Annotated in this window: 25 protein-coding genes; 19 read left to right on the top strand and 6 right to left on the bottom strand. The window is 37.3% G+C overall.

All coding sequences use genetic code 11. The features are described from left to right. Positions 1–25: 25 nt before the first annotated feature. From ACFOUV_RS12245 to ACFOUV_RS12230, 4 genes are all read left to right on the top strand, one after another. Positions 26–844, top strand: a complete 819-nt coding sequence (locus ACFOUV_RS12245; RefSeq protein WP_379497056.1) for a S1C family serine protease — start codon at positions 26–28, stop codon at positions 842–844. Between the two features lie 728 nt (positions 845–1,572). After that, positions 1,573–2,301, top strand: coding sequence for a PRC-barrel domain-containing protein (locus tag ACFOUV_RS12240; RefSeq protein ID WP_379497055.1), 729 nt, complete (start codon positions 1,573–1,575; stop codon positions 2,299–2,301). A 326-nt stretch (positions 2,302–2,627) separates the two neighbouring features. After that, entirely contained in the window at positions 2,628–3,356 is a 729-nt protein-coding gene (gene sigI / locus ACFOUV_RS12235) for an RNA polymerase sigma factor SigI (protein WP_379497261.1), read from the top strand. Next, positions 3,353–4,591: an anti-sigma-I factor RsgI family protein gene (locus tag ACFOUV_RS12230; RefSeq protein WP_379497054.1), complete on the top strand. Its 1,239-nt coding sequence runs from the start codon at positions 3,353–3,355 to the stop codon at positions 4,589–4,591. Before sigI ends, ACFOUV_RS12230 begins: the two co-directional genes overlap by 4 nt. Positions 4,592–4,623: 32 nt before the next feature. Here ACFOUV_RS12230 and ACFOUV_RS12225 read toward each other — a convergent pair whose 3' ends face one another. Beyond that, positions 4,624–4,857: a YhdB family protein gene (locus tag ACFOUV_RS12225; protein ID WP_379497053.1), complete on the bottom strand. Its 234-nt coding sequence runs from the start codon at positions 4,855–4,857 to the stop codon at positions 4,624–4,626. Between the two features lie 168 nt (positions 4,858–5,025). Here ACFOUV_RS12225 and ACFOUV_RS12220 point away from each other — a divergent pair, with 168 nt between their 5' ends. The 6 genes from ACFOUV_RS12220 to ACFOUV_RS12195 all read left to right on the top strand — a co-directional run bounded on the left by ACFOUV_RS12220 (position 5,026) and on the right by ACFOUV_RS12195 (position 9,485). Continuing rightward, positions 5,026–5,649, top strand: a complete 624-nt coding sequence (locus ACFOUV_RS12220; protein ID WP_379497052.1) for a YhcN/YlaJ family sporulation lipoprotein — start codon at positions 5,026–5,028, stop codon at positions 5,647–5,649. A gap of 127 nt (positions 5,650–5,776) precedes the next feature. Further along, positions 5,777–6,415 carry a class I SAM-dependent methyltransferase gene (locus tag ACFOUV_RS12215; RefSeq protein WP_379497051.1) on the top strand — a complete coding sequence of 213 codons (639 nt, stop codon included), beginning with the start codon at positions 5,777–5,779 and terminating at the stop codon, positions 6,413–6,415. A gap of 23 nt (positions 6,416–6,438) precedes the next feature. Then, a complete protein-coding gene (locus ACFOUV_RS12210; protein WP_379497050.1) occupies positions 6,439–6,900 on the top strand; it encodes an S-ribosylhomocysteine lyase in 462 nt (153 codons plus the stop codon). 158 nt (positions 6,901–7,058) lie between these two features. Then, positions 7,059–8,426 (top strand): dipeptidase, encoded by a 1,368-nt coding sequence (locus tag ACFOUV_RS12205; RefSeq protein WP_379497049.1) that lies wholly within the window; start codon positions 7,059–7,061, stop codon positions 8,424–8,426. Positions 8,427–8,514: 88 nt separating this feature from the next. Continuing rightward, positions 8,515–9,270: a (S)-benzoin forming benzil reductase gene (locus ACFOUV_RS12200; RefSeq protein ID WP_379497048.1), complete on the top strand. Its 756-nt coding sequence runs from the start codon at positions 8,515–8,517 to the stop codon at positions 9,268–9,270. 95 nt (positions 9,271–9,365) lie between these two features. Continuing rightward, a complete protein-coding gene (locus ACFOUV_RS12195; protein ID WP_379497047.1) occupies positions 9,366–9,485 on the top strand; it encodes a YjcZ family sporulation protein in 120 nt (39 codons plus the stop codon). A 52-nt stretch (positions 9,486–9,537) separates the two neighbouring features. On the opposite strand, the gene ACFOUV_RS12190 is transcribed toward ACFOUV_RS12195, so the two are convergent. Together ACFOUV_RS12190 and ACFOUV_RS12185 are read right to left on the bottom strand one after the other, a co-directional pair. Then, positions 9,538–11,178, bottom strand: coding sequence for a putative ABC transporter permease subunit (locus tag ACFOUV_RS12190; protein WP_379497046.1), 1,641 nt, complete (start codon positions 11,176–11,178; stop codon positions 9,538–9,540). Then, complete coding sequence (locus tag ACFOUV_RS12185) at positions 11,171–11,896, bottom strand: ABC transporter ATP-binding protein (RefSeq protein WP_379497045.1); 726 nt, start codon at positions 11,894–11,896, stop codon at positions 11,171–11,173. Before ACFOUV_RS12185 ends, ACFOUV_RS12190 begins: the two co-directional genes overlap by 8 nt. Before the next feature lie 940 nt (positions 11,897–12,836). On the opposite strand from ACFOUV_RS12185, the gene map reads away from it, so the two are divergent. Both map and ACFOUV_RS12175 read left to right on the top strand, forming a co-directional pair. Then, positions 12,837–13,589 carry a type I methionyl aminopeptidase gene (gene map / locus ACFOUV_RS12180; protein ID WP_379497044.1) on the top strand — a complete coding sequence of 251 codons (753 nt, stop codon included), beginning with the start codon at positions 12,837–12,839 and terminating at the stop codon, positions 13,587–13,589. A 34-nt stretch (positions 13,590–13,623) separates the two neighbouring features. Beyond that, positions 13,624–14,385, top strand: a complete 762-nt coding sequence (locus tag ACFOUV_RS12175; protein ID WP_379497043.1) for a cobalamin-binding protein — start codon at positions 13,624–13,626, stop codon at positions 14,383–14,385. Between the two features lie 99 nt (positions 14,386–14,484). Here the strand turns inward: ACFOUV_RS12175 and nhaC are convergent, their stop codons facing one another. Then, a complete protein-coding gene (nhaC, locus tag ACFOUV_RS12170; protein WP_379497042.1) occupies positions 14,485–15,855 on the bottom strand; it encodes a Na+/H+ antiporter NhaC in 1,371 nt (456 codons plus the stop codon). Between the two features lie 431 nt (positions 15,856–16,286). Between nhaC and ACFOUV_RS12165 the strand changes: the two genes are divergently transcribed. Continuing rightward, a complete protein-coding gene (locus tag ACFOUV_RS12165; protein ID WP_379497260.1) occupies positions 16,287–16,970 on the top strand; it encodes an AzlC family ABC transporter permease in 684 nt (227 codons plus the stop codon). Further along, positions 16,967–17,260 carry an AzlD domain-containing protein gene (locus ACFOUV_RS12160; protein WP_379497041.1) on the top strand — a complete coding sequence of 98 codons (294 nt, stop codon included), beginning with the start codon at positions 16,967–16,969 and terminating at the stop codon, positions 17,258–17,260. Before ACFOUV_RS12165 ends, ACFOUV_RS12160 begins: the two co-directional genes overlap by 4 nt. A 21-nt stretch (positions 17,261–17,281) precedes the next feature. On the opposite strand, the gene ACFOUV_RS12155 is transcribed toward ACFOUV_RS12160, so the two are convergent. Then, positions 17,282–18,160 carry a cation diffusion facilitator family transporter gene (locus ACFOUV_RS12155; RefSeq protein ID WP_379497040.1) on the bottom strand — a complete coding sequence of 293 codons (879 nt, stop codon included), beginning with the start codon at positions 18,158–18,160 and terminating at the stop codon, positions 17,282–17,284. A 318-nt stretch (positions 18,161–18,478) separates the two neighbouring features. Here ACFOUV_RS12155 and ACFOUV_RS12150 point away from each other — a divergent pair, with 318 nt between their 5' ends. From ACFOUV_RS12150 to ACFOUV_RS12140, 3 genes are all read left to right on the top strand, one after another. Then, positions 18,479–18,712, top strand: coding sequence for an IDEAL domain-containing protein (locus ACFOUV_RS12150; protein ID WP_379497039.1), 234 nt, complete (start codon positions 18,479–18,481; stop codon positions 18,710–18,712). 89 nt (positions 18,713–18,801) lie between these two features. After that, positions 18,802–20,268 (top strand): methyl-accepting chemotaxis protein, encoded by a 1,467-nt coding sequence (locus tag ACFOUV_RS12145; protein WP_379497038.1) that lies wholly within the window; start codon positions 18,802–18,804, stop codon positions 20,266–20,268. A gap of 116 nt (positions 20,269–20,384) precedes the next feature. After that, a complete protein-coding gene (locus tag ACFOUV_RS12140) occupies positions 20,385–21,689 on the top strand; it encodes an MFS transporter (protein WP_379497037.1) in 1,305 nt (434 codons plus the stop codon). A 632-nt stretch (positions 21,690–22,321) separates the two neighbouring features. Here ACFOUV_RS12140 and ACFOUV_RS12135 read toward each other — a convergent pair. Continuing rightward, the gene (locus ACFOUV_RS12135) at positions 22,322–23,236 is read right to left on the bottom strand and encodes a zinc dependent phospholipase C family protein (RefSeq protein ID WP_379497036.1); all 915 of its coding nucleotides are present in this window, start codon (positions 23,234–23,236) and stop codon (positions 22,322–22,324) included. Positions 23,237–23,536: 300 nt separating this feature from the next. Here ACFOUV_RS12135 and fumC point away from each other — a divergent pair, with 300 nt between their 5' ends. Together fumC and ACFOUV_RS12125 are read left to right on the top strand one after the other, a co-directional pair. Further along, on the top strand, positions 23,537–24,922 hold the full coding sequence (fumC, locus tag ACFOUV_RS12130) for a class II fumarate hydratase (RefSeq protein WP_379497035.1): 1,386 nt from the start codon (positions 23,537–23,539) through the stop codon (positions 24,920–24,922). A gap of 149 nt (positions 24,923–25,071) precedes the next feature. Next, the gene (locus tag ACFOUV_RS12125) at positions 25,072–25,272 is read left to right on the top strand and encodes a small, acid-soluble spore protein, alpha/beta type (protein ID WP_379497034.1); all 201 of its coding nucleotides are present in this window, start codon (positions 25,072–25,074) and stop codon (positions 25,270–25,272) included. The last annotated feature ends 135 nt before the right edge of the window (positions 25,273–25,407 follow it).

Raw genomic sequence — 25,407 nt, 5'->3', positions numbered from 1 at the left:
CATTATTCAGCGTGTGGGGTGACATATGGATTCCAAAGATAACAAACCAGATGACATAATAGATGATGATTTATATGAAGAATTTGATGACGAGGAATTATATGAGCTTGTTCAGAAAGAACGTAGAAAAGCCCTGGAACGAGCTAAAATGAATGAAGAATCTGCACCAAAACGTCCATTTCCCAAATGGGCGTTTTGGCTAATTGCCTGTGCATTAGCTTTTAATGTATTTGCTCTGTTACCCCAGACATTTTCTATTCCAGCAATTGATTTTCTGATTACTTCTGCAAAATTATCAACGGATGAAGATATTCAAAGGTATAAAAAAGCAGTGGTCGTTGTTGAAACGGATGATAGTAAGGGAACAGGTTTTTCTATAACAGAGGATGGGACAATTCTGACGAACCATCATGTAGTTGAAGGAGAAGAAAGTGTGACAGTTGCATTTCCTGATGAAGGTCTATTTAATGCAGAGGTTGAAGAAACCTATCCTGACATCGATTTGGCTGTACTTCAAATAGGTGAAGAGGATCTACCATATTTAACATTGTCAGAAAAAACGGTATTTGATGAGAATGAGCCAATCCATTTTATAGGAAACCCACTACGATTCAATGGAATTGCAAACGAAGGGAACATTCTAGGCTATACCCAGTTATCAAACTGGGATAAAGAAGTATTGATGATAAAAGCACCTGTATATAGAGGAAATAGCGGCAGTCCGATTATCAATGAGGATGGAGAAGTACTTGGCATCATATTCGCAACGATGGACCATGATCATCATGGCAAAGTAGGATTGTTTATACCAATCGATCATTATTACTCAACTTTTGAAGAATGAAATGGATAAATTAGCCTTGTTAGAATGAAGAGGGCTCGTGATACACAGCTCAAGTTGACTTTGGATGAACTGTTTGCACGAAGCATTCCAGATACATCTAAATTCCAAGTCCTTTTTCATTAATTTAGTTACTTTTCTTACTTCGGATTTTATATAAACTACGAAGTAACTGCTTTCCCGCCGTCCGGGATCACTCTGGGCGGATGCTTTCCGCGGGCACGGCCTCAGCCCTGAAGAGAAAACCACTCTTCTGGTCTTCGGACACGTGCTGTTCCCGCAGGAGTCACCGCCCGCCGCTCACCCGGACTGGTGAAGCTGTATGTTGCTATTTTAGCCATGCAAGTGTAATTATTAGCAACCTTCTAGCCAGCTCTGGGAAATACACGGAGACTCCAACGGGAAGAGAGGCATAGGTGAGACACTGAAATGCGTCAGCATGAAGGGGCTCACCAGCCGCCCGTGGAAAGCGCAGTATATTTCCCAGAGCGATCGCCGAAGTTACTTGTCCTAGTTCGCATTTTATCTCAACTGCGATGCTTAAAAATCAACAGACATTACGTATATAGCCTTAATTTACCAAATTTAGCAAGAATTCTAAGTTTAATCCAGTTACCTATTTTACTGCTGCGAAAGTTGAGTTATTATAAATACAACTGAATAAGATTATTGGTTTAACGTCTCTATTAAAGGGTATACAGTAAATAAATCCTTTCATGGAGGCGTTTTATATGTACTATTATACATCGCAAATGAAAAACTTCAGTATACATGCAACAGATGGTGAAATGGGGAAAATTAAAGATTTATATTTTAACGATCAAAACTGGAACATTCGATACGCTATTGTGGATACAAGAAAGTGGCTTCCAGGTAGAAAGGTTTTATTACCTCCAAATACATTTGTAAGTGTGAATAATAATGATGAATATGTGGATGTGGAATATGATAAAGATACGATTCGCAATAGTCCACCAGTACCGGAAAATGAAGATCTTTCATCCGAACAGGAAAATAACTTAGTTGACTATTATGGTTGGAATTCGTTTCGGGATAATGCCTTATTGGGGACAGAACGTACACCTTTAGGTACATTTGAACAGAGCAGTCGTCATAAGGAAAAGGTACCGGAAGAACCTCATCTGCGGCGGGAGCAACATCAGTCGAATGAAAAAAATCTGCGAAGTGAAGATGAAACGATTGGTTTCAAAGTTCATGCAAAGGATGGGAAAATTGGCAAAATTGTGGATATGATTTATGATTCGGAACAGTGGGAGATTAAATATATTGTAGTCAATAGCAATGAAAATCTTTTAGATGAAGAATTATTTATTTATCGAGTAGAACAAATAAATACGGTGGATTGGTTCGAAAAAGATTTATATATCAATGATTCAGTTAAAGGAATTTCAAACAGCGAACCCTTTACGAATAAAAAAGATATCCTAGTAAATCTTTAACATCAAATGCCTACCCCGCTAATAGGTAAGGTAGGCATTTTTGATGTGCAATTATACATAACGGTCATAAGATCTTAAAGGAAATGTAATCTAATTGAGATAGCAAAGACTTAATCATTAGGTTAACATTAGTTATATTAAAAAATAGAAGAATTATGTCGATAAATATAAAAGAGAGAAAATAATAAATGAAAATGGTGGGAACATCATATGACATATATAAATAATAATATAAAATTGAAATATAAATTTAATATCTTTGTAACAACACCCCAAAAAGGGAATACATATACGAAATCTATAGTGCCTGGGAGGTCTTCGGATTGATGATAAGCAGCCAGGTAAAAGACAAACCTCTTGAGGAAATGGTTGCAACCATTCAGCAGGGGAACACAAGCATGCAAAATTATTTATTACGTACCTACCAGCCATTTATCGCAAAAAGTGTTTCGGAAGTCTGCAAGCGATATATCGATCCGAAGAGAGACGATGAATTCAGTATTGGTTTATCCGCATTCAATGAAGCGATTTTTTCTTATTCTCCAGACAGAGGAAGTTCATTTTTATCATTTGCTAAACTTGTAATTAAGCGGAAAGTAATCGACTATATCAGATACAATCAGAAAAGACTAAATCCATTATCACTGGATGAATCTTTTGATGCAGAACAAATGGAAAACCCAATGGAATTACTTGCCGTAAAAGAAAAGTATAATCAAGAGCAGGACACTATACATCGTAGAGAAGAAATAATGGACTTCAAAGAAAAGCTTCAAGAATATAGATTAACACTGGTTGACCTTACCGAAGCGTCACCAAAACATAGAGATGCACGAGATTCAGCTGTGAAAACAGCAAGAATCCTTTTTAATGATGCAGAATTAAGGGAGTTTGTCCAGATTAAGAAAAAGCTTCCGATTAAAAAATTAGTAAAAAAAGTTGATGTTAGTAAGAAAACACTGGAACGAAATCGCAAATTTATTTTAGCGATTTTTATCGTACTTAGTGAAGACTATATTTATCTTAAGGATTATCTTAAGGGAGTGGGGCAATGAAAAAAGGAATTGTGTTGGAACGCCATCGCGACTACACGATTATTATGACCAAAGACGGTTCCTTTGAAAAAGCTTTATTAGTTGAAGGAGACGCTGATGTAGGTGAAGAAGTTTCCTATAATCCGTTGAAGTCAGAGAAAAAAAGGATGTTGTTATTTTCCTGGAAAAAGATGAATATTCCAGTTAAAACACTGTCCATGGCATGTATTATCCTTCTATTCGTATTGCCTTTTTATTTTCTGGTTGGCCAAAAAGAAACGTACGCCTATGTTACCGTTGATATTAACCCAAGTATTGAAATGGAAGTAGATAAAGATTTTCATGTACAACATATTCGTGCATTAAATGATGATGCTTCAACGATTTTAAAAGACCTAACTGATTTTGAAAATCAGGATGTTGAAACGGTAATTGATCAAATTATTAATGAGAGTGAACATACGGGAATGGTTAATGAGGAGAAGAATATGATTGTAGGAATCAGCTATGTTGACGATGGTTCAGATAAAAATGTATCGTTACCTGTGAACTTGGAATCTTATTTTTCAAACATATCCGAATGGACAATTGCCACGCTTATTGTGCCAAAAGACATTAGAGAACAAGCAAGGAATAAAGAAACTTCAATGAATGAAGTGATGGCTTTGGAAATCATAGGCGAAGATTCATCTGATTCAATGAAAGAAGATAGCTTTGACTCTAACGATAAAGCAATTATTAATTCTTTTTATGATGCGGATACGGATGAGGATCAGAGTAACTCTTCTCAGTTGAAAGATGATGAATTAATTATTACTCCAGTTACAGATAAAGCTGATATAGAAAAAAATTCCGATACGAATTCAGATGAAAAGCAACCAGAACAAAAAGAAAGTAAAAAGGAAACGAGTCCTCCCCACCCAAGTGAATTAAAAAGTGAAAATGGGACTGTTAATTCGAACTCAAATGGTTCAGTGAAAAAAGAGCAAAACGAAGGTAAGCTAGGAAAGAAGAACAGTAAAGCCAAAGATAAAGATAACGAAAAAAGAAATAAAGATAGAAATAAGAATGGTAAAGATATGAATAAAGATAACGGCAATAATAAGTATAAAGAAAAAAATCAAAATAACGGCAATAATAAAGGAAAAAGTCCACATAAAGAGAAACAAAAAGGTAATAATAAAGAAAATCACAAGAACAATAAAGAAAATAATAATAATAATAATAACAACAAAGGTAATAATGGTAATAATTAATGGGAAAGCACTTAAAAGTGCTTTCCCATTTTTTACATTTCCACGACAACAGGTGGATTGTATTTCATCGCATGATCCAAATAGTAAAGCAGTGTATCATGGGAATCGACTACTTTTGTTTGATCCAATGAGTAATGATAGGCATTCAGGAACTGTTCGATTTTTTTGGATAGTATATCATCGTTTGTCCGAACCATTAATACCAGCAGGTCATCCCATTGTCCCCATAACGTGTAATAAAGAGCTTTGTCGTAGTCCGGAATCATTGTTACCCCTCCTTGATTGTCAAGGGTTACTAGTTATGTTTTCCCGCTTTCTATATATAATGTTCGTAACATTTATGGTGTGAATACCATAATAAGGATTTTTTCAAAATGAATAGTAATAAACCTTCGTCGCATACTAAATTCAAACATGTAAGGAGGAATAAAAGAATGAAATACAAATTAATGAGTATTTTTGCAGTACTTTTTCTGACGATGGTTGCATGTCAGAACGCCGATAATACTGGTCAAGATACAGGAACGAATGGAAATAATACTGCAGAACAAACCAGATATAACAACAACCCTAACAACAATACTGGAGATGGACTGACAGGTGTACGTAACAATACAATGGATCGTAATGCTGATCGTTACCAGCGTGATACAGCTCAAAACATTAACAATGAGAATAATCAATACGATGTATCAGAAGAAGCAGCAGAACGTATTACGGATGAAGTAAAGGAAATTGACAGGGTGCAAGTTCTTACAACGGACAATAATGCATACGTAGCAGCAAGCTTTGACAATGATGAGCGTCAAAATAGAAATCAAAATCAAGACCAAGGGAACAACAATGGAGAAGAAATAACGGACGAAGTGAAAGATAAGATTGGGGACATCGTAAGATCGGTAGACAACAGTATCGAAAATGTATACGTTTCAACCAACCCTGATTTTGTAGATTTAACAAATAATTATGTGGACGATATAAATAATGGAGAGCCAATTGAAGGGTTCTTTGATCAAATGGGAAATATGGTTGAACGTATTTTCCCGCAAAATAATTAATCATAAAACGGGTGCACAAGCACTCGTTTTTTATTTGGGTTAGGAACCTGTTCAATCGTTCATACATATAATTCATATTATCCAAAGTAATTTACTTTGATTTAATTATCCTTAAGGGGAATTTAAAATGGGAAGAGAATTTATTGAGATATTTGAAGAATGGGCACTGGATTATGATAAGAGTGTTATGGGAGAACATCCGCAATATGTGGATGTATTTGCTAATTATGATGCTATACTCAACCAAGTAGTACAACAGAGTTTAGGTACGGTGCTGGAATTTGGTGTTGGTACAGGTAATTTATCCAATAAATTACTGAATGCGGGCCATAACGTTATAGGTATCGAACCATCAGAGGCAATGAGAAATATTGCAAGCAGGAAGCTGCCATCGATGACCATATTGGATGGTGATTTTATTAACTATCCCTATATTTCAGTACAAATTGAAACAATAGCCAGCACTTATGCTTTCCATCATTTATCCGACATTGAAAAGGAGATAGCAATAAAAAAGTTTGCTTCTGTACTTCCTCGAAAAGGAAGGATTGTTTTCGGGGATACCATGTTTAAAACAGAGGCCGATAAACAATTGGAAATTGAAAAAGCGCTTGATAAAGGATTTACCGATTTGGCAGATGATTTGAATCGCGAATATTATCCGACACTTGATATAATGAAGAATGCTTTTGAAAAGCATCATTTTGATGTATCATTTAAACAAATGAATGATTTTGTTTGGGTAATAACCGCTGACAAAAAATAAGCCAAATGAGGAGAGTTATAGGTATGACAAAAAAAATGAATGTAGAAAGCTTTAATCTTGACCATACAAAAGTAAAAGCGCCATATGTACGTTTGGTAGGTGTAACGGAGGGTTCCAATGGAGATAAGGTACACAAATACGATATCCGTTTTAAGCAGCCTAATAAAGAACATATGGAAATGGCAGGTCTCCATTCTCTAGAACATATGATGGCAGAGCTGATCCGAAACCATACAGATTCTGTATTGGATATTGGTCCGATGGGCTGTCAAACAGGGTTTTATTTATCCCTTCTCAATCATGAAGATTACGATGATGTACTTGATATGCTAGAGAATACATTAAAGGATGTATTAATAGCACAGGAAGTTCCAGCATGCAATGAAGTGCAATGTGGCTGGGCTGCAAACCACAGCCTTGAAGGTGCAAAGGAAATTGCGACTGAAATGTTGAACCAGAAAGATGAATGGCACGAAGTATTTTAAGCAGCATGATATTAACTGACAGGGGCAATCTATTTTTTAGATTGTCCTTATTTATTTCTCTATGTGCTAAAATAGGAATATAATTATAAGAGATATTTTGAGCCCAGTAAGTGTTATTCGTGCAAGAGTTAAAATAAAAGTTTATGGAGGTATGTACAATGAGTGAGAAAGCACTGCAATATATTAGAGATAACCGAGATCGTCTGCTTGAAAAGTTGAATGATTTTTTATCGATTCCGAGTGTAAGTACGGACAGAAAACATAAAGCAGATGTTAGCAATGCAGCAGATTTTGTCGTTACATATTTAAATGATATTGGCTTTGAGAATGTGGAAAAACAGGAAACAAATGGGCACCCCCTTGTATACGGTGAATATAATGGAGCAGGCCCAGATGCACCAACAGTACTTTTTTATGGTCACTATGATGTGCAACCAGCGGATCCGATTGATTTATGGGATAGTGATCCGTTTATGCCGGAAGTAAGAAATGGCAGACTTTTTGCACGTGGTTCCAGTGATGATAAAGGGCAGGTTTTTATGCATCTGGCAGTTTTTGAAGCATACATGAAAACAGAAGGAAATATTCCTATCAATGTAAAGGTATGTATTGAAGGGGAGGAAGAGATTGGGAGTGAAAATCTCTATGATATTCTCCATGAGAAAAAAGAACAGTTTCAAGCAGATTTTGCGGTGATTTCAGATTCCGGTATGGCTGCAAAGAACCAGCCAACGATTCTTTATGGATTAAAAGGATTTACAGGTATTGAAATAACGGTGACTGGACCAGACCATGATTTACACTCTGGTATGTATGGTGGTGCTGTAAGAAACCCAATCGTCGCACTCAGCCACATTCTTGCCTCGATGAAAGATGAAAATGAAGTTGTTACGGTAGATGGCTTCTACGAGGACGTGGAACCTTTGAACGATGAGGAAAGAAAATTGATGGAGCAGGCACCTGGTGAAGATTTTCTTGAAACGACTGGAATATCGGAAACGGTATCTGAAAAAGGGTATACAGCGAAAGAGCATACGATGGGGCGTCCAACTTTCGAAATAAATGGGATTTACGGTGGTTATCAAGGGGAAGGTACTAAAACAATTATTCCATCGTCTGCAACTGCGAAAATAACCTGCAGGCTTGTTCCTGGACAGGATCCAACCAAAATACAACAATTATTAGAAATGCATGTAAATAAAGTAGCACCGTCTGGAGTTACAGTGGAAGTGAAAAAGGAAAAACTTTCAGCAAAAGCATACAAAGTAGAGCCTACACATCCACTCATAAAGAAAGCAGCAATCAGTTATACGAAAGCATTTGGAAAGGAAACAGTCTACCTTCGCATGGGTGGTTCTATTCCCGTAGTTGAATGGATTGAAGCAATCTATGATATGCCGATTGTCTTATTGGGATTTGGAACACCTGATGACCGATTGCATTCGCCAAATGAAAGTTTTCCATTGGACAGTTTTGATAAAGGAATGGAGACACTTGTGTATTATTGGGATGAAATAAAGAAATGAAGTGAAAATTAAATGGTGCCCCGTTTCTGCAAGTCCAATACGGGGTATTTCACTTAAACAAGGAAAACGAGAAAATGGGGGTTAATGAATGAAATATGCTATAGTAACAGGATCCTCAAAAGGACTTGGTGAATCGATTGCAAAATTATTTTTGGAATCTGGCGTTAACGTGGTTGGTCTATCAAGAAGTACAAGTGATCGTCTTTCGGTAATAGCAAAAGAGAATAACACAACTTTTAAACAGATACCTTGTGATCTTGGAAAAATCGAATCCCTGGAGCAAATTTGTCAGGAAGTAACAGATACCGTCTTTACCGAAGATACGACTACGATTTATTTGGTCAACAACGCAGGAGTCATCGAACCCGTCAAACAATCGATTCATATTCAACCTGATGAATTAGTTGGACATGTGAATGTGAATACCATTGCTCCAATGGTGCTTACGAATTATTTATTGAATAAAGCAACCGAAAAGGACGTTCCACTTATAAGTGTAATCATTACTTCAGGAGCTGCAGAATCACCAATGTATGGTTGGAGTGCGTATTGCACAACAAAGGCAAGTATGAATATGTATACAAGAACGGTTGCACTGGAACAAGAGGAGTTAAAAACAGATAACAAAATTATCGCATTCAGTCCAGGTGTGATGGATACAGGGATGCAGGAAAAGATCCGTTCCAGTTCGAAGTCTGAGTTTGTTGAATTAGATACTTTCAAAGGATATAAAGAAAATAACTTACTGAAAGATACAGAACTTGTCGGTGGAGTTCTGATTGATATACTCCTCGATGATGATATCCAGAATGGAAAAATTTATTATGTGAAAAATTACCTGTAATAAACATTCGATCATAAATAATAAGCAATTAGCCCTCCCCATTTCAGAAACCTTGCATAAATTAAAGTAGTCTCTAAAATAGAGGAGGGAAAATAATGAGTAAAGAATCAGGTTTCGGATCCAGTGGATTTGCATTGCTGGTCGTTTTATTCATCTTATTAATTATCATCGGAACAGCGTATACAGGCGGTTACGGTGGTGGCGGATACTACTAAGGAAATATTAAATGCAGCGGCTGTCCGCTGCATTTTTCTTATTTTAGGTAAATTATAATTGTTGAAATGTGTTTTCGCTAAATTTCCTATGAAGTAACTTATTGATTATAAAGATACAAATCAATAGCGACACAAAGAGTATTACTGAGGTTACATAGACATTCTGTATAGCATCCGTACTCCATAAAATGATCGTAATGATTCCAACTATTCCTGCCTCCATCAGAAAACCGATCAAACCAATAAAACGTCCCTTGAAAAGCTCCTGTTCATCTGTCCAATACAACTTTGGCTGCATTAAATCCAGATAGGTTCCGAGGCTGCTTGTGAACCAGCTAGCTGTCAGAATAAGTACAAGCCAAATCAGTACAATTTCTATCGGGATGCTAACAAAAAGTGTACCTATAAGAAATAAGAATAGGACAAGTAAATTTATAATCCAGGAAGCTGCAATTTTACTGAATGCAATTTGTTTTGGGTCAAGCGGCAAGAAGAGATTGGTATGCCATGTTTTTCCTTCACGTGAAAAAGATGTAAAAGCAGTGACATTCGTAGAGATTAGCAAAAATGCCGCCAAAAATAATCCGAGTAACATCTGTTTTTCCGTCAACACATCGAGTACTTCTACAGATAAGCCAGTTCCAAAATCAAACATAAGAATGACTACAATAAATATGGGACCGAATAAACTTTGGATGATACATTGCATCAGAAAGGTTGGCGTTCTGAAAATAATACGCAATTCCTTGATGATATATGCAGCGCATACCGACCGGCTTCTTACCTTTTTGTTTATTTTTTCTTCCGACAACTTTCGCTTGCTTCCTGTACTGAGTCCCAGAACACCTTTTAAATAAATTAATTGTCCCAACCAAGCAAATAGTAGGACGGAAAAGGTAGTGAGGACAAGGAATAAAGCGAAAAAGAGCAGTCCAAGCCACGTATGTGCTTCACTTAGAATTCGTGCGCTTAGATATGCCGGTGGATAGTAAGAAGTCATTATTTCAAGGAGGCCATCCTGCTTCTGAATAAATCCTGTTAATTCATTCATCATCTGATTGGAATCCGTATTTAATCTAATAAAAATATTGATTAAGATAATGAACAGAAATGATGAGATTCCGGCGATAATTTTTGAACGGTCTTTATTTTTTGCAACATTTACAAATCGCATCATAAACATGAGCAGAACCGACGCAATCGTAAATGGAATGATTGGTATCAATTGAAACAGGATGATGCCATATACATAGTATAGTAATGATCCCCCGCTTGCACTACCGTAGGAAAAGAATATCGGTAAATAGACAAAAGTAGTTGTCACATATAAATATAGGAATGGACTTGCTGCTTTTCCAATCAGCAATTGATAGGGATGAAAAGGAAGTGAAATATAGGATTGTATATCCTCAGCAAAATAAAATGCGCCTAGTACCGTAACGAAGCTCATAATAAATAACAGAATATGAATGCTCAAAAATAAAATTCCCAGTAGAAGCGATTCCTGAGCGTATGGCTGAAGTCCGTCATACAAAGTATTAATAAGCTGATTCATAAATGATATATAGATAAATAGCAAAGGCACTAGAAATAAAAGTGATAAAACATATAACCACACACGGGAATTTTTCTGGCCAGCATTGGAATACTGCATTTTAAGCATGGTTTTAATTAGAAGCCAGGTCTTATTCATCGCTGGTCAGCTCCAAAAATACGTTTTCCAATGATTGATCGGATTGATATTGTGATCTCAATTCATCCATATTTCCATAAAAAATTAATTTTCCCTTGTTGATGATTGCGACAACATCACATAATTGCTCGACTACTTCAAGACCGTGACTCGAGAAAAACACTGTATTTCCTTTATCCGCGTGATCGCGCATCATTTCTTTCAATATGTACGCTGATTTAGGATCTAGACCGGTAAGTGGTTCATCCAATATCCATATAGCGGGATCATGGATTAAAACACCAGTGACAATAATTTTTTGTCTCATCCCGTGTGAATACGTTTGAATATAATCTTCCAATGCTTCATAAATCGAGAATTGCTTTGTGAAGTATTCAATTCTTTCCTTACGAAGATCAGTTGGCACATTGAAAATATCGGCAATGAAATTTAAATATTCAATGCCTTTCAAACGGAGGAACATATCCGGTTGGTCAGGTACCAATCCAAATATTTTTTTAGCTTCCAATGGTTGTTTCACGATATCTATGCCATTCAGCTTAATTGTTCCTTCATCAATCGGAAGAATTCCTGTCATCATCTTAATGGTCGTTGATTTTCCAGCACCATTTGGTCCAAGAAAACCGACGATTTTTCCATCTGGTATCATTAAATTAAGCTTGTCAATTGCATTATGTTTTCCATGAAAACTTTTACTTACATGATTAATCTCAATCATCACTTGCACCTCATTTCGATTTACTATGTAGAAGTGTTCCGATACTGTAATTCACAGTATTTTATGATACACTTTATTTTGGCAGATAGGGAAGCATAAAACTTACCTATCTGCATAAGTGCAACTAAGGCACTCGCCCAAAGGCTTAGGCAAATGCCTAAGTTTTCTAAGATATTTTACTTATTAACTCAACTTTCACACCAATAAAATAAGTTCAAAAAGTTAACTGGGTTAAACTTAGAAGGTCTCTAATAATTTCCTTGATAACCTTGGTAAAAATAAAACTGTTTTGGTAATGTTTATTGCTTTTTAATCATCTCAGAGTTGAGATAAAATGCGAACTAACTGCTTTTCCCGCCGTCCGGGATCGCTCTGGGCGGATGCGCATCCTTAGGGCACGGCCTCAGCCCCGAAGAGAAAACCGCTCTTCTGGTCTTCGGACACGTGCTTTTCCCGCAGGAGTCACCGCCCACAGCGATGCCGGACTAGTGAAGTTGTATGTTGTTATTTTAGCTATGCAAGTATAGTAATTATTTGCAACCTTCTAACCAGCTCTGGGAAATACACGGAGACTCCTACGGGAAGAGAGGCATCGGTGAGACCCCGGAGTGCGAAGCACGAGGAGGGCTCACCAGCCGCCCGTGGAAAGCGAAGTGTATTTCCCAGAGCGGTCGCCAAAGTTTCTGCATATTGATTGAAAACAGCAGTTACTTCGCATTTTATAGAAAGTGCGATGATAAAGGCAACATTGGAGTTTCGATGTAACTAAACTGTGTAATGTTATATCCTGCTCTCTTACCAAAGCTTATCTGTACATTTCACTTTGCAAAAGTTGAGTTATTATTGAATTAAATTTATATATACCACTAAAAAATTTAAACGCATATACAACAATAGTATAACGCATTTTAAAGTCCCATAGAAGAGAGGAAGTTAATCTATGATTACAAGAAAAAGCAAACGCGAAATTGAACAAATGCAGGCAGCAAGTGAAATTCTTGTTGCGTGTCATAAGCAAATCGCTAAAATGATAAAACCTGGAATAACAACAATGGAAATTGATACCTTTGCAGAAAAGTTTATGGCTGACCGTGGTGCGACTCCGGAACAAAAGGGATATAATGGGTATCCTTTTGCAATTTGTGCATCTGTTAATGATGAAATATGCCATGGCTTTCCAACAGAAGAAAAATTAAAGGATGGAGATATTGTAACGATTGATATGGTCGTCAACCTTCATGGAGGATTGGCCGATTCTGCCTGGACGTATGCAGTGGGCAATGTGGATTCAGTAGGTAAACGATTGATGGATGTCACAAAAACTGCTCTCTACAAAGGAATTGAGCAAGCTCAATTAGGTAGTCGAATCGGAGATATAGGTCATGCAATCCAAACCTATGCTGAGGGGGAAGGCTTCTCTGTTGTTCGTGATTTTACAGGACATGGAATAGGACCAACCATTCATGAAGAACCGCATGTACCCCATTTTGGTTTACCGAATAAAGGTTTGCGCCTAAAAGAGGGCATGGTCATTACAATTGAACCGATGATCAATGAAGGGACATGGGAAAGCCAAATGGATGACAATGGCTGGACAGCAAGAACGATTGATCAGGGACGCTCCGCACAGTTTGAACATCAAATTGTTGTCACAAAAGATGGCCCGCTAATTTTAACCGATCAAGATAAATAATGAATCGTAAACTTGGGTAAAGGAGAGGTTAGCAATGCGCGTTGTATCTATTTGTCCGAGTAACACGGAAATCTTGGCTTATTTAAATCAGTTGGATGTACTCGTTGGTGTTGATGATTTTTCAGACTGGCCGACATCCATAAGGAGCTTACCGAAAGTTGGTCCAGATCTTTCCATTGATATGGAAAAGGTGGAGGAGCTACAACCGGATCTTGTTCTAGCTTCTTTAAGCGTCCCAGGTATGGAAAAAAGTATTGAGGCCCTGGATGAAAGGGGTCTGCCATACATTATTTTAAATCCTAATTCATTAGAAGAGATAGCTCATGATATTAGAACTGTAGGAGAAGCACTGGGCCTTGTACAGTTGGGGAAGGAAAAATCGGAAGGTTTTCTTAAAGATGTAGCCCATTTGAAAGAAATTGCTTCGGATAGGCATACTCGTCCTTCTTTATATTGGGAATGGTGGCCCAAACCGGTATTCACTCCAGGAAAAGTAAATTGGCTTACAGAAATCAGTGAACTAGCGGGAGCAGAAAATATATTTAAAACCGAAAACGTAGCAAGCTATCAAACGGATTGGGAAGATGTCAAAGCAAGAAATCCCGATCACATCTGCATGGTCTGGGTCGGAATCAAAGAAGCGAAAATGAGACCCGAATTAGTCATAAAGCGCCCTGGCTGGAATGAAATGAAGGCAGTTCAAAATGGAAATATTCACGTACTCGAAGAATCACTCTTCTGCAGACCATCTCCACGATTGCTCGAAGGTTTAAAGAAGTTAATGGAAGTTATATGAATGGATAGAGGAGAAGAGGACATGAGTCCGCCTAGCTAGCACCTCCATCAAAAAAAGAGAACCAAGAGGAATAATTTCCCTCTTGGTTCTCTTCGTGTATCATCTATTCACTCTTGCTGTTTTTGCACCAAAAAGGATGGTTATCAACGGGCTAATCAGGCAGAAGAATGCGAATGGCAAATACTCAAGAACAGAAACACCTAATACATTTGCGATAAATACACCGCAGACACTCCATGGTATAAGTGGATTAATGACTGTTCCAGCGTCTTCCAATGTTCTGGAAAGGGCTTTTTTAGTGAGACCTGCTTTTTCATATATTCCTTTGTATGTTTCACCTGTTAGCAAAATAGATAAATATTGTTCTCCGATTAGAACATTCACACCAATCGCTGTTGCAGCGGTGAAGAGAATAATAGAGCGGGTGTTACGTAATTTTTCCTGTAAAGCTGTAAGGATGCTTGGAAGTATTCCGGTAACAAACAGCAACCCTCCAAAGCTTAAAGCTAATATGACGAGGGATATCGTAAATAACATACTGTTGATACCACCTTTCGTTAATAATTCATTAACAGGCGCAAAGTCAGTTGTGGCGGTATAGCCATTAAACCAGATGGTCCAGATTTCAGACCAGTTTAGATTCGTTGTGAAAACTGCAGATACAGTAGCAATTAAACTGCTGACAGTTAAGGCAATAAAGGCAGGAACTTTAAATAGGGTACAGAATACTAAAATGATTAACGGGATCCAGGAAGCCCAGTGTATAAGCCCAGCAGACAGTAATGCCGTTTGGTACGCTTCCACACTATTTAAGGAGGTGGACTGTTCTGGTGATAAAATAACAAATAATATAAAGGAAACAATAAAAGCCGGAATTGTCGTTAAACTAATATGTTTAATATGGTCAAATAAATCCACGCCAACGATTGTAGAGGCAAGATTGGTCGTATCGGATAGAGGAGACATTTTATCACCAAAAAAGGCTCCTGAGACGATTGCCCCAGCTGTAATTGCGAGCGAGGAGCCCATTGCACCTGCCATACCTATAAATGCAACTCCAATAGTTGCGGTTGTCGTTAACGAACTTCCTAGAGCTACTCCGATTATCGCAGTTACAGCAAACACAATTGCGTAAAACCATGTTCCACCTATTACTGAAAAACCAGTATTAATTAAAGCAGGAATTGTTCCGCTAATGATCCAGCTACTGATGAGTATTCCAATCAGAAAGAATAGGAATATCGCGCCCATACCTGCACTTGCCCCTGAAATCATAGCTTCTTGCAAATTTTTAAAAGAGATCCGTTTTATTAACCCGTAGGCAATTAAGGAAAAAATACCAAGTAATATCGGTATATGCGGTACTGTCTCCAATCCGATAATAAAATAACTAATCAGACCGATAATGGAAATAAAAAATAAAACTGCTTCGATGTATGAAGGATGATGTTTTGGCTTAATGGGAATCATGATGTGCCCTCCTCTAAAATTAATAAAAGCTCCGCCCCCTGAAAAGGGACGAAGCTTACTCCGCGTTACCACCCTGATTGGTGAAATAAATTCACCCTCTCAATGTAATAATCCATTTATAATGCGTCCGTAAAAACAAACGTATTCGGATCTGTAATTCAATCATTACCTGCCAAAGCTTGCACCACCCACTTTGTCTCTAGTTTCTGCATGGATATAATCTACTTCGAATCCTGGATATCCTAACTATTTGATTATGATAGTATTGACTATACATCGTTGATTCTTTATTTGTCAATAACATATATTTCCCATTAGAGAGACTTCAACTTTGCAAAAAATTCAGTTATAATAAGAGTATTTTACTAAAGGAGGATTTTTGAGAAATTGTGACAAACCGAAAAGAAATTTATACATCTGCTTCGATACATATGATTAAAAAAGGAATATTCACCGGCTTGCCAATCATGCTCGGTTACTTACCTGTAGCAATTACATATGGTGTCTTGGCAAAACAAGCAGGAATGTCATTAACCGAGTTAACATTGATGAGTGTTTTGGTTTTTGCCGGAGCCAGTCAGTTTATGGCCGTTAATATGATTGCTGTGGGTACTGGTGCGGTTGAGATAATTATTGCAACGTTTGTACTTAATTTCCGCCATTTTGTCATGAGTCTTTCATTTATGAATCAGCTTAGGAATTTTAGTTTGAAATGGAAAATTCCTTTGTCATTTGGTTTAACGGATGAATCATTTGCAGTATCGTCCGTAAATAAAGACGAAGCAAAAATGGAAAAAGGCGCACTTTTTTATGGGACAATTATAATTATTGCTTATGTATCCTGGATTTTCGGTTCTTTCCTAGGTGGAGTTTTAGGGGATGTTATACCAGACAGACTGAGTCAAAGCATGGGAATCGCATTGTATGCCATGTTTATAGGGTTATTACTACCTTCTGTTAAAAAGGATAAAAGGATCGCTGTAATTGCTTTATTTGCCATGCTGATTAATGCTTTATGTATTCAACTCGGAATGAGCACCGGATGGGCAATCGTGGTTGGGACCATTATTGGCGGTATGAGTGGAATTTATTTACTTAAGGAGGAACCAGCATGATTATTTTAATTATAATTGGTATGTCTATTGTAACCATGCTGCCAAGAGTTGTTCCTGCTTTCATTATTGAGAAGATGCAGTTCCGCCCTTGGGTAAACAGATGGTTGAATGCTATTCCGTTTGCCGCATTAGGGGCACTTATATTTCCTGGCATATTATCCGTCAAACCAGATGAACCGCATATAGGCATGCTTGGTGGACTTGTAGCTATTGTTCTGGCAATAGCGGGGTTAAATGTTGTATTGGTTGTTATTGGAGCAATTTTTACAGTTTACTTTCTATTGTTATAAACAGGCTTAACGTAAAATATGTTAAGCCTGTTTCCCTTCATACGGTTCAATATGAATATGTGCATGTGTAATATCATGCTTTTTATCAAGATAATATTCAATTCTCTCCGTAATTTGATGACTTTCTGCAACATTCAGGCTTGGATCAACAAGGATGGTGATTTCTATTAGTGCCTGATTACCGTGTATTCTTCCTTTTACGTCAACAACTTCTTTAACATCCGTGTCTTTGGAAATACTGCTTTTAATTCCTTTCAGTTGTTCTTCATCAAATCCGTCTGTCAATGTAATGGTGGAGTCTTTAAAAATATCCCAAGCAGTTTTACAAATAATGAGACCAACAATTAGTCCTGCTAGGGGATCGAGCCAGAAAATCCCAAATTGTGCTCCAATAATTCCAATAAAAACACCGATACTTACCAGTGCATCTGAGCGGTTATCCTGTGCTGCAGCATTCAAAGAACTGCTTTTAATTTCTTTTGCAAGTTTAAAATTGTAGCGGTAAACCAGTAGCATAACGGCCGCTGAACCGAGAGCAGTCCAGGCAGTTAGCATGTCAGGCTGAGGAACTTCAGTAATAAACAAGTTTTGAAAAGTATCGAATATTACTTGTATACCGATAAACATCATAATAAAAGCTGCAAATAAAGAAGCAATGGTTTCTGCCCGGTAATGTCCATAACGATGTACTTCATCCGGAGGCTTTCTCGATATTTTTAACCCGATCAATACGGCGACAGAAGCAATGACATCGGTTGTATTGTTTAAACCATCTGCCCTTAATGCATCCGAATTACCTGTCCCGGCGATATACAGCTTGGTAATTGAAAGCAAGATATAGGCGATGATACTAAGCCAAGCACCTTTTTCCCCTTTTTTCAGATTTTCTGAATGATTCATTCCTTTGCCTCCATGTTTAATTGCTTTATGTATTTCTATTCCCTTAGAGGTTGTTCAAAAACGGCAAAAATTATAAGCTGTCCATATCTTTAAAAACCCGGTTTGTATCTTTTTAAAGAGGGAATATTTAACTTTAACAGTGTATCAGACGTGTGCTAGGTGGGTCTAGAGAAACATTCAAGCAGTAGTGAACATGTATTGTGGTCTAGTAAGTTATTTTGCTTAGGGAAAAAATTCCATTTAAATCTTAAAATTTAGGTTGCAATTATTCTAAAAATTTAGGATAATAATAAAAAGGGAACAAAGGGGGCGTGTTCCGTGAAAAAGGAGAAAATAGTTTACAGATTTTATCGCTATCAAGGTGAAAGATTGCAAGCTAAACGTGAAATTCCTTATGAATTGAGACTCTTTGCTCGCTTGATTTTGGATGAGCTTTGTTTTAACTGGAATAAGAAAAGATTAGAAGAAGATATAAATGGATCGATAGAAAAAGGAAATAAAGAAAACTTTATTAAATTAAGTAACGAATACAAGCATTTTATTTGGGAATAGAAACGGTAATTAATAAGCCTTACCTTCATGTGGTGGGGCTTTTTTTATCGCGAATAGAGGGAATGATACATAACTTTGGGGGATAAAACGTGGGCAGAAATAATACGCTAATACATAGACAAAATTATATTATTTTTTATATCTTATTATTTTCAGTAATACTTGGGGTGGGAGCAGAACTAGTCGTAGGAGCTCCACTGGAAAATATATTAGCGATTGCAATAGGCGGAAGCATTTGTTTAATTATAATCGGTATATGTAATTATAGAGCAGTTTACTTAAAAGTAATCCCTTATGTAGTTATTTTTGCTATCGCTGGGGTTGCCTATATGATTATTTTAAGCTCAGATTATGTAACAAATATGCTTTTTATGTTTTACCTCCTTGCAGTTGCTGCCATTTCGCTATCGATGGCTGCATTGATAACTGGTGGTGTGGTAGGACTTGGTCTGCTAACTTTTTTTGTTCTTGAAAAAGGGGATATTATAGGATTCGATGGTCGTGCAACGGCAATAACCCTTGTATTTTACCTTTTGGTTTTTGCCGTACTGATTATACAGGTTAAAATTGCAAGAATGCTGATTGAAAATGCTGAAAGTGCATTGGCAGAAAGTAAGAATTTCTCAGAACAGCAGAAGAGACAAGCAGATTTCGTTCAAAGTGGGGCAAACGATGTACGTTCTCAAATGATTATTCTTGAACAAGATAGTCAATTGAATTCACAATCGATGGCAGAAATGCGGGAAGCATTTACAGAGATTAACAAAGCGAGTCAATCACAGGCTGAAGAAGCGGGAAATATTTCACTGACTACAGACCATACCAATAAATTACTGGAGAAGATGATGGATACCTTTGCAAGAACAACAGCTGAGGGAAAACAATTAAAGGTCTTATCTCAGAAGGGATATGATTCAATAGAAGATTTATCCGTTATGATGACTGGTTTTCAGCATTCATTTATTCAATTAATCAACAATATGGAGAATTTGGTATCTAAAATAAAAATGAATCATACTTTTACAGCTCAAATACAGGATATTGCTACCCAGACGAACCTGCTCGCTTTAAACGCAAGCATTGAAGCAGCCAGAGCAGGAGATGCAGGAAAAGGCTTTGCAGTAGTTGCCGGAGAAGTACGGAAGCTAGCTGAAATTTCCCAACAGACTGCACAGCATATTGAAAAAAATATGAACATTATTGAACGAGAAGCACTGGAAACGCAACAAGAAGTTAATGAAAATAAAATCCAAATGCAATCCAGTTCAGAAAGTGCACAGCTTGCCCAAATGAATTTTGAAAAAATAACGTCCCAGTTAATTTATTTTATCAAATTTTTAGGTGATCTGAGAGAACAGGCCCATGATATCCAAACATCATCTATGACAATAGATAATTCCGTTGATCAATTGGCTGCAATCATTGAGGAGACTACTTCAACGATTGAGGAACTGGAAGCAATTGTTGATGATCAAGTCAGTCGAATGTCTAACCTTGCACGGGCTATCGAAGAAACAAATCTAGCAGCTGTAGCGCTGGAAAAAGTACCTTCCTAAGAGCAAAGCAAGGGAACGTGTTCCTTGCTTTTATATAGTTTTTGTAAAATTTTTGGATTTACAATGTGCCGTTTGTTCCTTGTTTGCTATGCTGAGAAAATAAGGGGGATCATACAATGGAAAATAAAAAGAAAATTCAACGAAGTTGGATGCTTTATGACTTTGGAAACTCAGCATTTGCTACAACAATTATGGCCGCAGTGTTACCAGTTTACTATTCAAGTGTTGCAGCATCGGGACTAGAAGATGGTCTTGCAACAAGTTATTGGGGTTACTCCCAATCGATTTCCGTACTAATCGTCGCTGTATTGGCTCCCATACTAGGGGCTATTAGTGATTTTTCTGCAGCCAAGAAGAAGTTTCTTCAATTTTTTGCATTTATGGGTATTATTGCCAGTGTCCTTTTATTTTTTGTAGGAGAAGGAGATTATGTATTAGCTTCGGTCTTATTTATTGTTGGTTCAATCGGTTTCTCAGGTGCCAATATTTTTTATGATGGCTTTCTTCCTGAGATTGCAGATAAGGATGAAATAGATCGTGTTTCATCTGGTGGTTTTGCTTTCGGCTATATTGGTGGAGGAATTTTGCTCTCCATTAATGTATTAATGATATTGAACCCAGGTTGGTTTGGGCTAGCTGATACTGCTATGGCCAGTCGTGTATCATTTGCAACCGTTGGCGTTTGGTGGCTCATTTTTTCCATACCACTAATAAAGAATATAAAAGAAGAAAAAAAGTCGCTTGTTAAGCGGGATCAATCATATATTGCAATTGGTTTCTCCAGGGTAGGAAATACATTTAAAGAGATTAAGCAATATAAACAACTACTTATCTTCCTATTGGCATTTTGGCTATATAATGACGGTATATCCACGATTATCCGTATGGCGACAATCTATGGAAGTGAAATAGGAATAGCTCAGAATGATTTAATTATTGCACTTTTAATCACACAGTTCGTTGGTATTCCATTTACATTTTTCTTTGGCTGGCTAGCCTCTATTATCACAGCGAAGAAAGCATTGAATATAACTCTTTTTGTCTATCTAGGTATCGTTATACTCGGATACTTTATGAATTCAGCCCTCCATTTTTATATTTTAGCAATCTGTGTTGGAATGGTTCAGGGCGGGGCGCAATCTTTGAGCAGGTCTATTTATGGACGTATGGTTCCTGCCAACAAACATGCAGAATTCTTTGGGTTTTATGGGATTTCCTCTAAATTTGCTGCGGTAATCGGTCCCTTTATGTTTGCATTTATTGGTCAGATTACAGGGAATAGCAGATTAGGAATTATTTCGCTCGTTTTCTTCTTTATAATCGGTATCTTTTTACTCCGATTTGTGGATATTGATCAGGGTATACGGGATGCAGAACGACTTTCCGATCCAAAAGAAAAAGTGGAGGTAAAACCAAAATAAAAGTATGTTTTCTAAAAGATTGGACTGCGGTTACTCATCCCACCGAAAAAAATGTTGTTTTTGACTAAGTATCTATAAACTCCGACGTAAGATAAACTTCGGCGACCGCTTCTGGGAAATATACTTGCGGTTCGCGGGCGGCTGGTGAGCCTCTTCATGCTTACGCATTTCAGAGTCTCACCTATGCCTTTCCTCCCGCAGGAGTCTTCGTATATTTCCCAGAGCTGGTTAGAAGTTTACAAACGATTAACTGTATTAGTTATTGTTATAACAGCTTCACCAGTCCGGGTGAGCGAAGGGCGGTGACTCCTACGGGAACAAATGTTTTCGGTGGGGCGAGTAATCGCAGTCCCAGCACGTGTCCGAAGACCCCGCAGCGGCGGTCTTCCGCGAGGAGGCTGAGGCCGTGCCCGTGGAAAGCATCCGCCCGTAGCGATCCCGGACGGCAGTAACACCATATGTCTTCGGATATCACCCAGTAGTTAAGTCGCTTTTTATGATTTTGTGGATAGAATAGAATCTAACAAGGTTAGAAGTTAGTTCGTAGTTTATCTCAACTGCGAGGATTATAAAGCAACGAACATTATGAAAAGTGCCATAAAAAAAACAGAGTGCCTATGCACTCTGTTTTTTTATACAATCGGATCACTATATTTATTTTCAAGACCGAGCTCCAATGGCTTTCCAGTATCATATGAAATATGACCAATCAAATCAATTAGTCTCTGTAAAGAATAATTATTATTGTTCTCCCAATAATTCTGTAACTCCATCAAAATTTCAATGCTTTCTCCCCGAGCTATATTATAGAGTTCAATAAAACTTTTATTGGAAGGCTCATTTGTTGCTGGATGATGCCATGTTGTATGATTCAGATTCAAATAATCAATATCATCTTTTATAGGCCGATGAGAATAAGATGAGATTATCGATCCTAACACAAGATTCTTCCAACCATGAGGGTCGGCGAGTATTTTAAGTGCAAGCTTCATATCTTTGTAAGCCTTTTGAATATATTCCGAAGAAGAGCTCCCAAGTTCCGGATAGTATTTATTAATGGTTTGAGCTAGTAATATATTCACTTCTTTATTCAACGATTTTCCGACATCTATTTCTTTATGAACGGGGGATTTCCAAGTTTTCAGCTTGTGATATTCTTCCATCATGCAGGTATCAATAAGTATTTCTAACTTTTGATGATTACTTCCTTCATAACCTGCACGATAATGAATATACGGATGGGCATTACGGTCCAATATATGATGTGTGACAAAACCAGTAACATAGGCCTTTACCTCACTGCATTGTTCCTTCGAATTAATAATCATATCGATTAGAAATTCACCACACCGCTTCGTATGGAGCGCCATTCCGACTTCATGTACAGGTTCATCTTTAATCCATGGCCAAAAATTATAATAGAAAAAGGGGTCAGGCCCTTGAGCACCTAACTTCATGTATGGTTCGTATTGTGAAAAAGGATAAGGACGGTTTACCGCATCGATAACATCTTCACAAAATAAAATATGGGTCCATATATTCGGCATAGAGAAATCCTCCTTTCAACGCGTACCAAAATCTATATTGCGAGAAAGACCTCTACTATAAACTATATTGTAACGGGTCTTTCTAACTTAAAATAGTTCTTTACCCATTATACTTAAAAAAATCTTTTTAATGGCGAAAATTGTAGTACAATTTTGTGTCACCTGCATATATCTTCCATTTCCCAGTTTACGGATAAAAGTTTTAAAAGATAAGTATTATAAGTATTATTTTATTTGGAAAATTTGATACAATAGAGTAGGTTTCAGCAATTATTATACATAACAAAGGGAGGAATTAACATGGATTTTCGTGTCGAAAGAGATACTATCGGAGAAATTAATGTACCATCTGACAAATATTGGGGGGCACAAACGCAAAGAAGTAAACAGAATTTCCCAATCGGTAATGAAAAAATGCCAACTGAAATAATAAAAGCGTTTGCAATATTAAAGCGAAGTGCAGCAAAGGCTAACAGTGATTTAGGGCTATTGGAAAGTGAAAAGGCGGAAGCAATTTATTATGCTGTGGATCAAGTGCTGGAAGATAAATTGAATGAACATTTCCCACTCGTTGTTTGGCAAACAGGTAGTGGCACGCAATCAAATATGAATGTAAATGAAGTATTGGCTTTTGTCGGTAACAAGTGGCTTGAAGAAAAGAAAAGCGAACTAATCCTTCATCCCAATGATGATGTTAACAAATCACAAAGCTCCAATGATACATATCCTACTGCAATGCATGTAGCATCTGTCATAAAATTGGAAAATACTGTAATCCCTGCAATACAGCAATTAAAAGGCACCCTAAATGAGAAAATACAAGCCTTCTCAGATATAGTTAAAATAGGGAGAACCCATTTACAGGATGCCACACCAATAACACTCGGTCAGGAAATTAGCGGATGGCACCGTATGCTGGAAAAATCTGAATTGATGATTAATGAAAGTACAAATCATTTAAGAGAACTTGCTATTGGTGGTACAGCAGTTGGAACAGGACTAAATGCACATCCCGAGTTCTCTGAACGGGTATGTGAAGCGATCAGTGAATACACTGGGAAAAAATTCATATCTGCACCAAATAAATTCCATGCATTAACAAGTCATGATGAGACAGTGTATGCCCATGGAGCACTAAAAGCATTGGCGGCTGATATGATGAAGATTGCCAATGATGTACGCTGGCTAGCAAGTGGACCACGTTGCGGAATTGGTGAAATTACAATCCCAGCTAACGAACCTGGAAGTTCCATTATGCCAGGAAAAGTTAACCCAACCCAAAGTGAAGCAGTGACAATGGTAGCTGCACAGGTTATGGGTAATGATGCAGCAATTGGATTTGCTGCAAGTCAGGGGAATTTTGAACTGAATGTATTTAAACCTGTTATTGCATTTAATTTTCTTCAGTCCAGTCAACTATTAGCGGATAGTATACTGTCGTTTGATGAACGATGTGCTGTGGGTATCGAGCCAAATCATGAACAAATTGAAAAATATTTAAATGATTCCTTAATGCTTGTTACAGCATTAAACCCTCATATTGGATATGAAAATGCAGCAAAAATAGCTAAAAAGGCATTTAATGATAATTCAACATTAAAAGAGACTGCTCTTGAACTTGGATTGCTAACGGAAGAAGAATTTGATGAATATGTTAATCCGAAAGAAATGACGTTTCCAAAATAATAATATAATAAGTGGGATAGAGCACATTGTCTAAAAACAGCGTGCTCTATTTTTTTAAGTAAATTGGAATACATTCTACAATTTACCAGTGAAATTTTGACATAAGTTTTTTTAATGTGCAGACAATAGAGTTACAGGAGGTGATAAATATGGCTAACAACAACTCAAACCAATTACTTGTTCCTGGAGTACAACAAGCTCTTGATCAAATGAAATATGAAATTGCTCAAGAATTTGGTGTTAATCTTGGAGCAGACACAACTTCACGTGCGAATGGTTCTGTAGGTGGAGAGATTACAAAACGTCTTGTACAAACTGCTCAACAACAAATGAATGGACAAAACTTCTAAATAATATGGCTGGAGGGAAGTCTTTTGAGGCTTCCCTCCCTTACATATGGTTTCAGAAGCTGGAAGTTAGGGAAGAGCATATTGCTGTTGCGGCAAAATACGAAAAAAAGAGAAGCGGATCTTCGCTTCTCTTCA

Source organism: Oceanobacillus longus, assembly GCF_042650085.1.
GTDB lineage: Bacteria > Bacillota > Bacilli > Bacillales > Amphibacillaceae > Oceanobacillus > Oceanobacillus longus.
The sequence above is the reverse complement of the archived record's forward strand: the minus strand, read 5'-3'. Positions and strand labels throughout refer to the sequence as shown.

What these genes read in the sequence shown, in the direction of transcription:
- ACFOUV_RS12245 (WP_379497056.1), top strand. Translation starts at nt 26, where the DNA reads ATGGATTCCAAAGATAACAAACCAGATGACATAATAGATGATGATTTA.
- ACFOUV_RS12240 (WP_379497055.1), top strand. Translation starts at nt 1,573, where the DNA reads ATGTACTATTATACATCGCAAATGAAAAACTTCAGTATACATGCAACA.
- sigI (WP_379497261.1), top strand. Translation starts at nt 2,628, where the DNA reads ATGATAAGCAGCCAGGTAAAAGACAAACCTCTTGAGGAAATGGTTGCA.
- ACFOUV_RS12230 (WP_379497054.1), top strand. Translation starts at nt 3,353, where the DNA reads ATGAAAAAAGGAATTGTGTTGGAACGCCATCGCGACTACACGATTATT.
- ACFOUV_RS12225 (WP_379497053.1), bottom strand. Translation starts at nt 4,857, where the DNA reads ATGATTCCGGACTACGACAAAGCTCTTTATTACACGTTATGGGGACAA.
- ACFOUV_RS12220 (WP_379497052.1), top strand. Translation starts at nt 5,026, where the DNA reads ATGAAATACAAATTAATGAGTATTTTTGCAGTACTTTTTCTGACGATG.
- ACFOUV_RS12215 (WP_379497051.1), top strand. Translation starts at nt 5,777, where the DNA reads ATGGGAAGAGAATTTATTGAGATATTTGAAGAATGGGCACTGGATTAT.
- ACFOUV_RS12210 (WP_379497050.1), top strand. Translation starts at nt 6,439, where the DNA reads ATGACAAAAAAAATGAATGTAGAAAGCTTTAATCTTGACCATACAAAA.
- ACFOUV_RS12205 (WP_379497049.1), top strand. Translation starts at nt 7,059, where the DNA reads ATGAGTGAGAAAGCACTGCAATATATTAGAGATAACCGAGATCGTCTG.
- ACFOUV_RS12200 (WP_379497048.1), top strand. Translation starts at nt 8,515, where the DNA reads ATGAAATATGCTATAGTAACAGGATCCTCAAAAGGACTTGGTGAATCG.
- ACFOUV_RS12195 (WP_379497047.1), top strand. Translation starts at nt 9,366, where the DNA reads ATGAGTAAAGAATCAGGTTTCGGATCCAGTGGATTTGCATTGCTGGTC.
- ACFOUV_RS12190 (WP_379497046.1), bottom strand. Translation starts at nt 11,178, where the DNA reads ATGAATAAGACCTGGCTTCTAATTAAAACCATGCTTAAAATGCAGTAT.
- ACFOUV_RS12185 (WP_379497045.1), bottom strand. Translation starts at nt 11,896, where the DNA reads ATGATTGAGATTAATCATGTAAGTAAAAGTTTTCATGGAAAACATAAT.
- map (WP_379497044.1), top strand. Translation starts at nt 12,837, where the DNA reads ATGATTACAAGAAAAAGCAAACGCGAAATTGAACAAATGCAGGCAGCA.
- ACFOUV_RS12175 (WP_379497043.1), top strand. Translation starts at nt 13,624, where the DNA reads ATGCGCGTTGTATCTATTTGTCCGAGTAACACGGAAATCTTGGCTTAT.
- nhaC (WP_379497042.1), bottom strand. Translation starts at nt 15,855, where the DNA reads ATGATTCCCATTAAGCCAAAACATCATCCTTCATACATCGAAGCAGTT.
- ACFOUV_RS12165 (WP_379497260.1), top strand. Translation starts at nt 16,287, where the DNA reads ATGATTAAAAAAGGAATATTCACCGGCTTGCCAATCATGCTCGGTTAC.
- ACFOUV_RS12160 (WP_379497041.1), top strand. Translation starts at nt 16,967, where the DNA reads ATGATTATTTTAATTATAATTGGTATGTCTATTGTAACCATGCTGCCA.
- ACFOUV_RS12155 (WP_379497040.1), bottom strand. Translation starts at nt 18,160, where the DNA reads ATGAATCATTCAGAAAATCTGAAAAAAGGGGAAAAAGGTGCTTGGCTT.
- ACFOUV_RS12140 (WP_379497037.1), top strand. Translation starts at nt 20,385, where the DNA reads ATGGAAAATAAAAAGAAAATTCAACGAAGTTGGATGCTTTATGACTTT.
- ACFOUV_RS12135 (WP_379497036.1), bottom strand. Translation starts at nt 23,236, where the DNA reads ATGCCGAATATATGGACCCATATTTTATTTTGTGAAGATGTTATCGAT.
- fumC (WP_379497035.1), top strand. Translation starts at nt 23,537, where the DNA reads ATGGATTTTCGTGTCGAAAGAGATACTATCGGAGAAATTAATGTACCA.
- ACFOUV_RS12125 (WP_379497034.1), top strand. Translation starts at nt 25,072, where the DNA reads ATGGCTAACAACAACTCAAACCAATTACTTGTTCCTGGAGTACAACAA.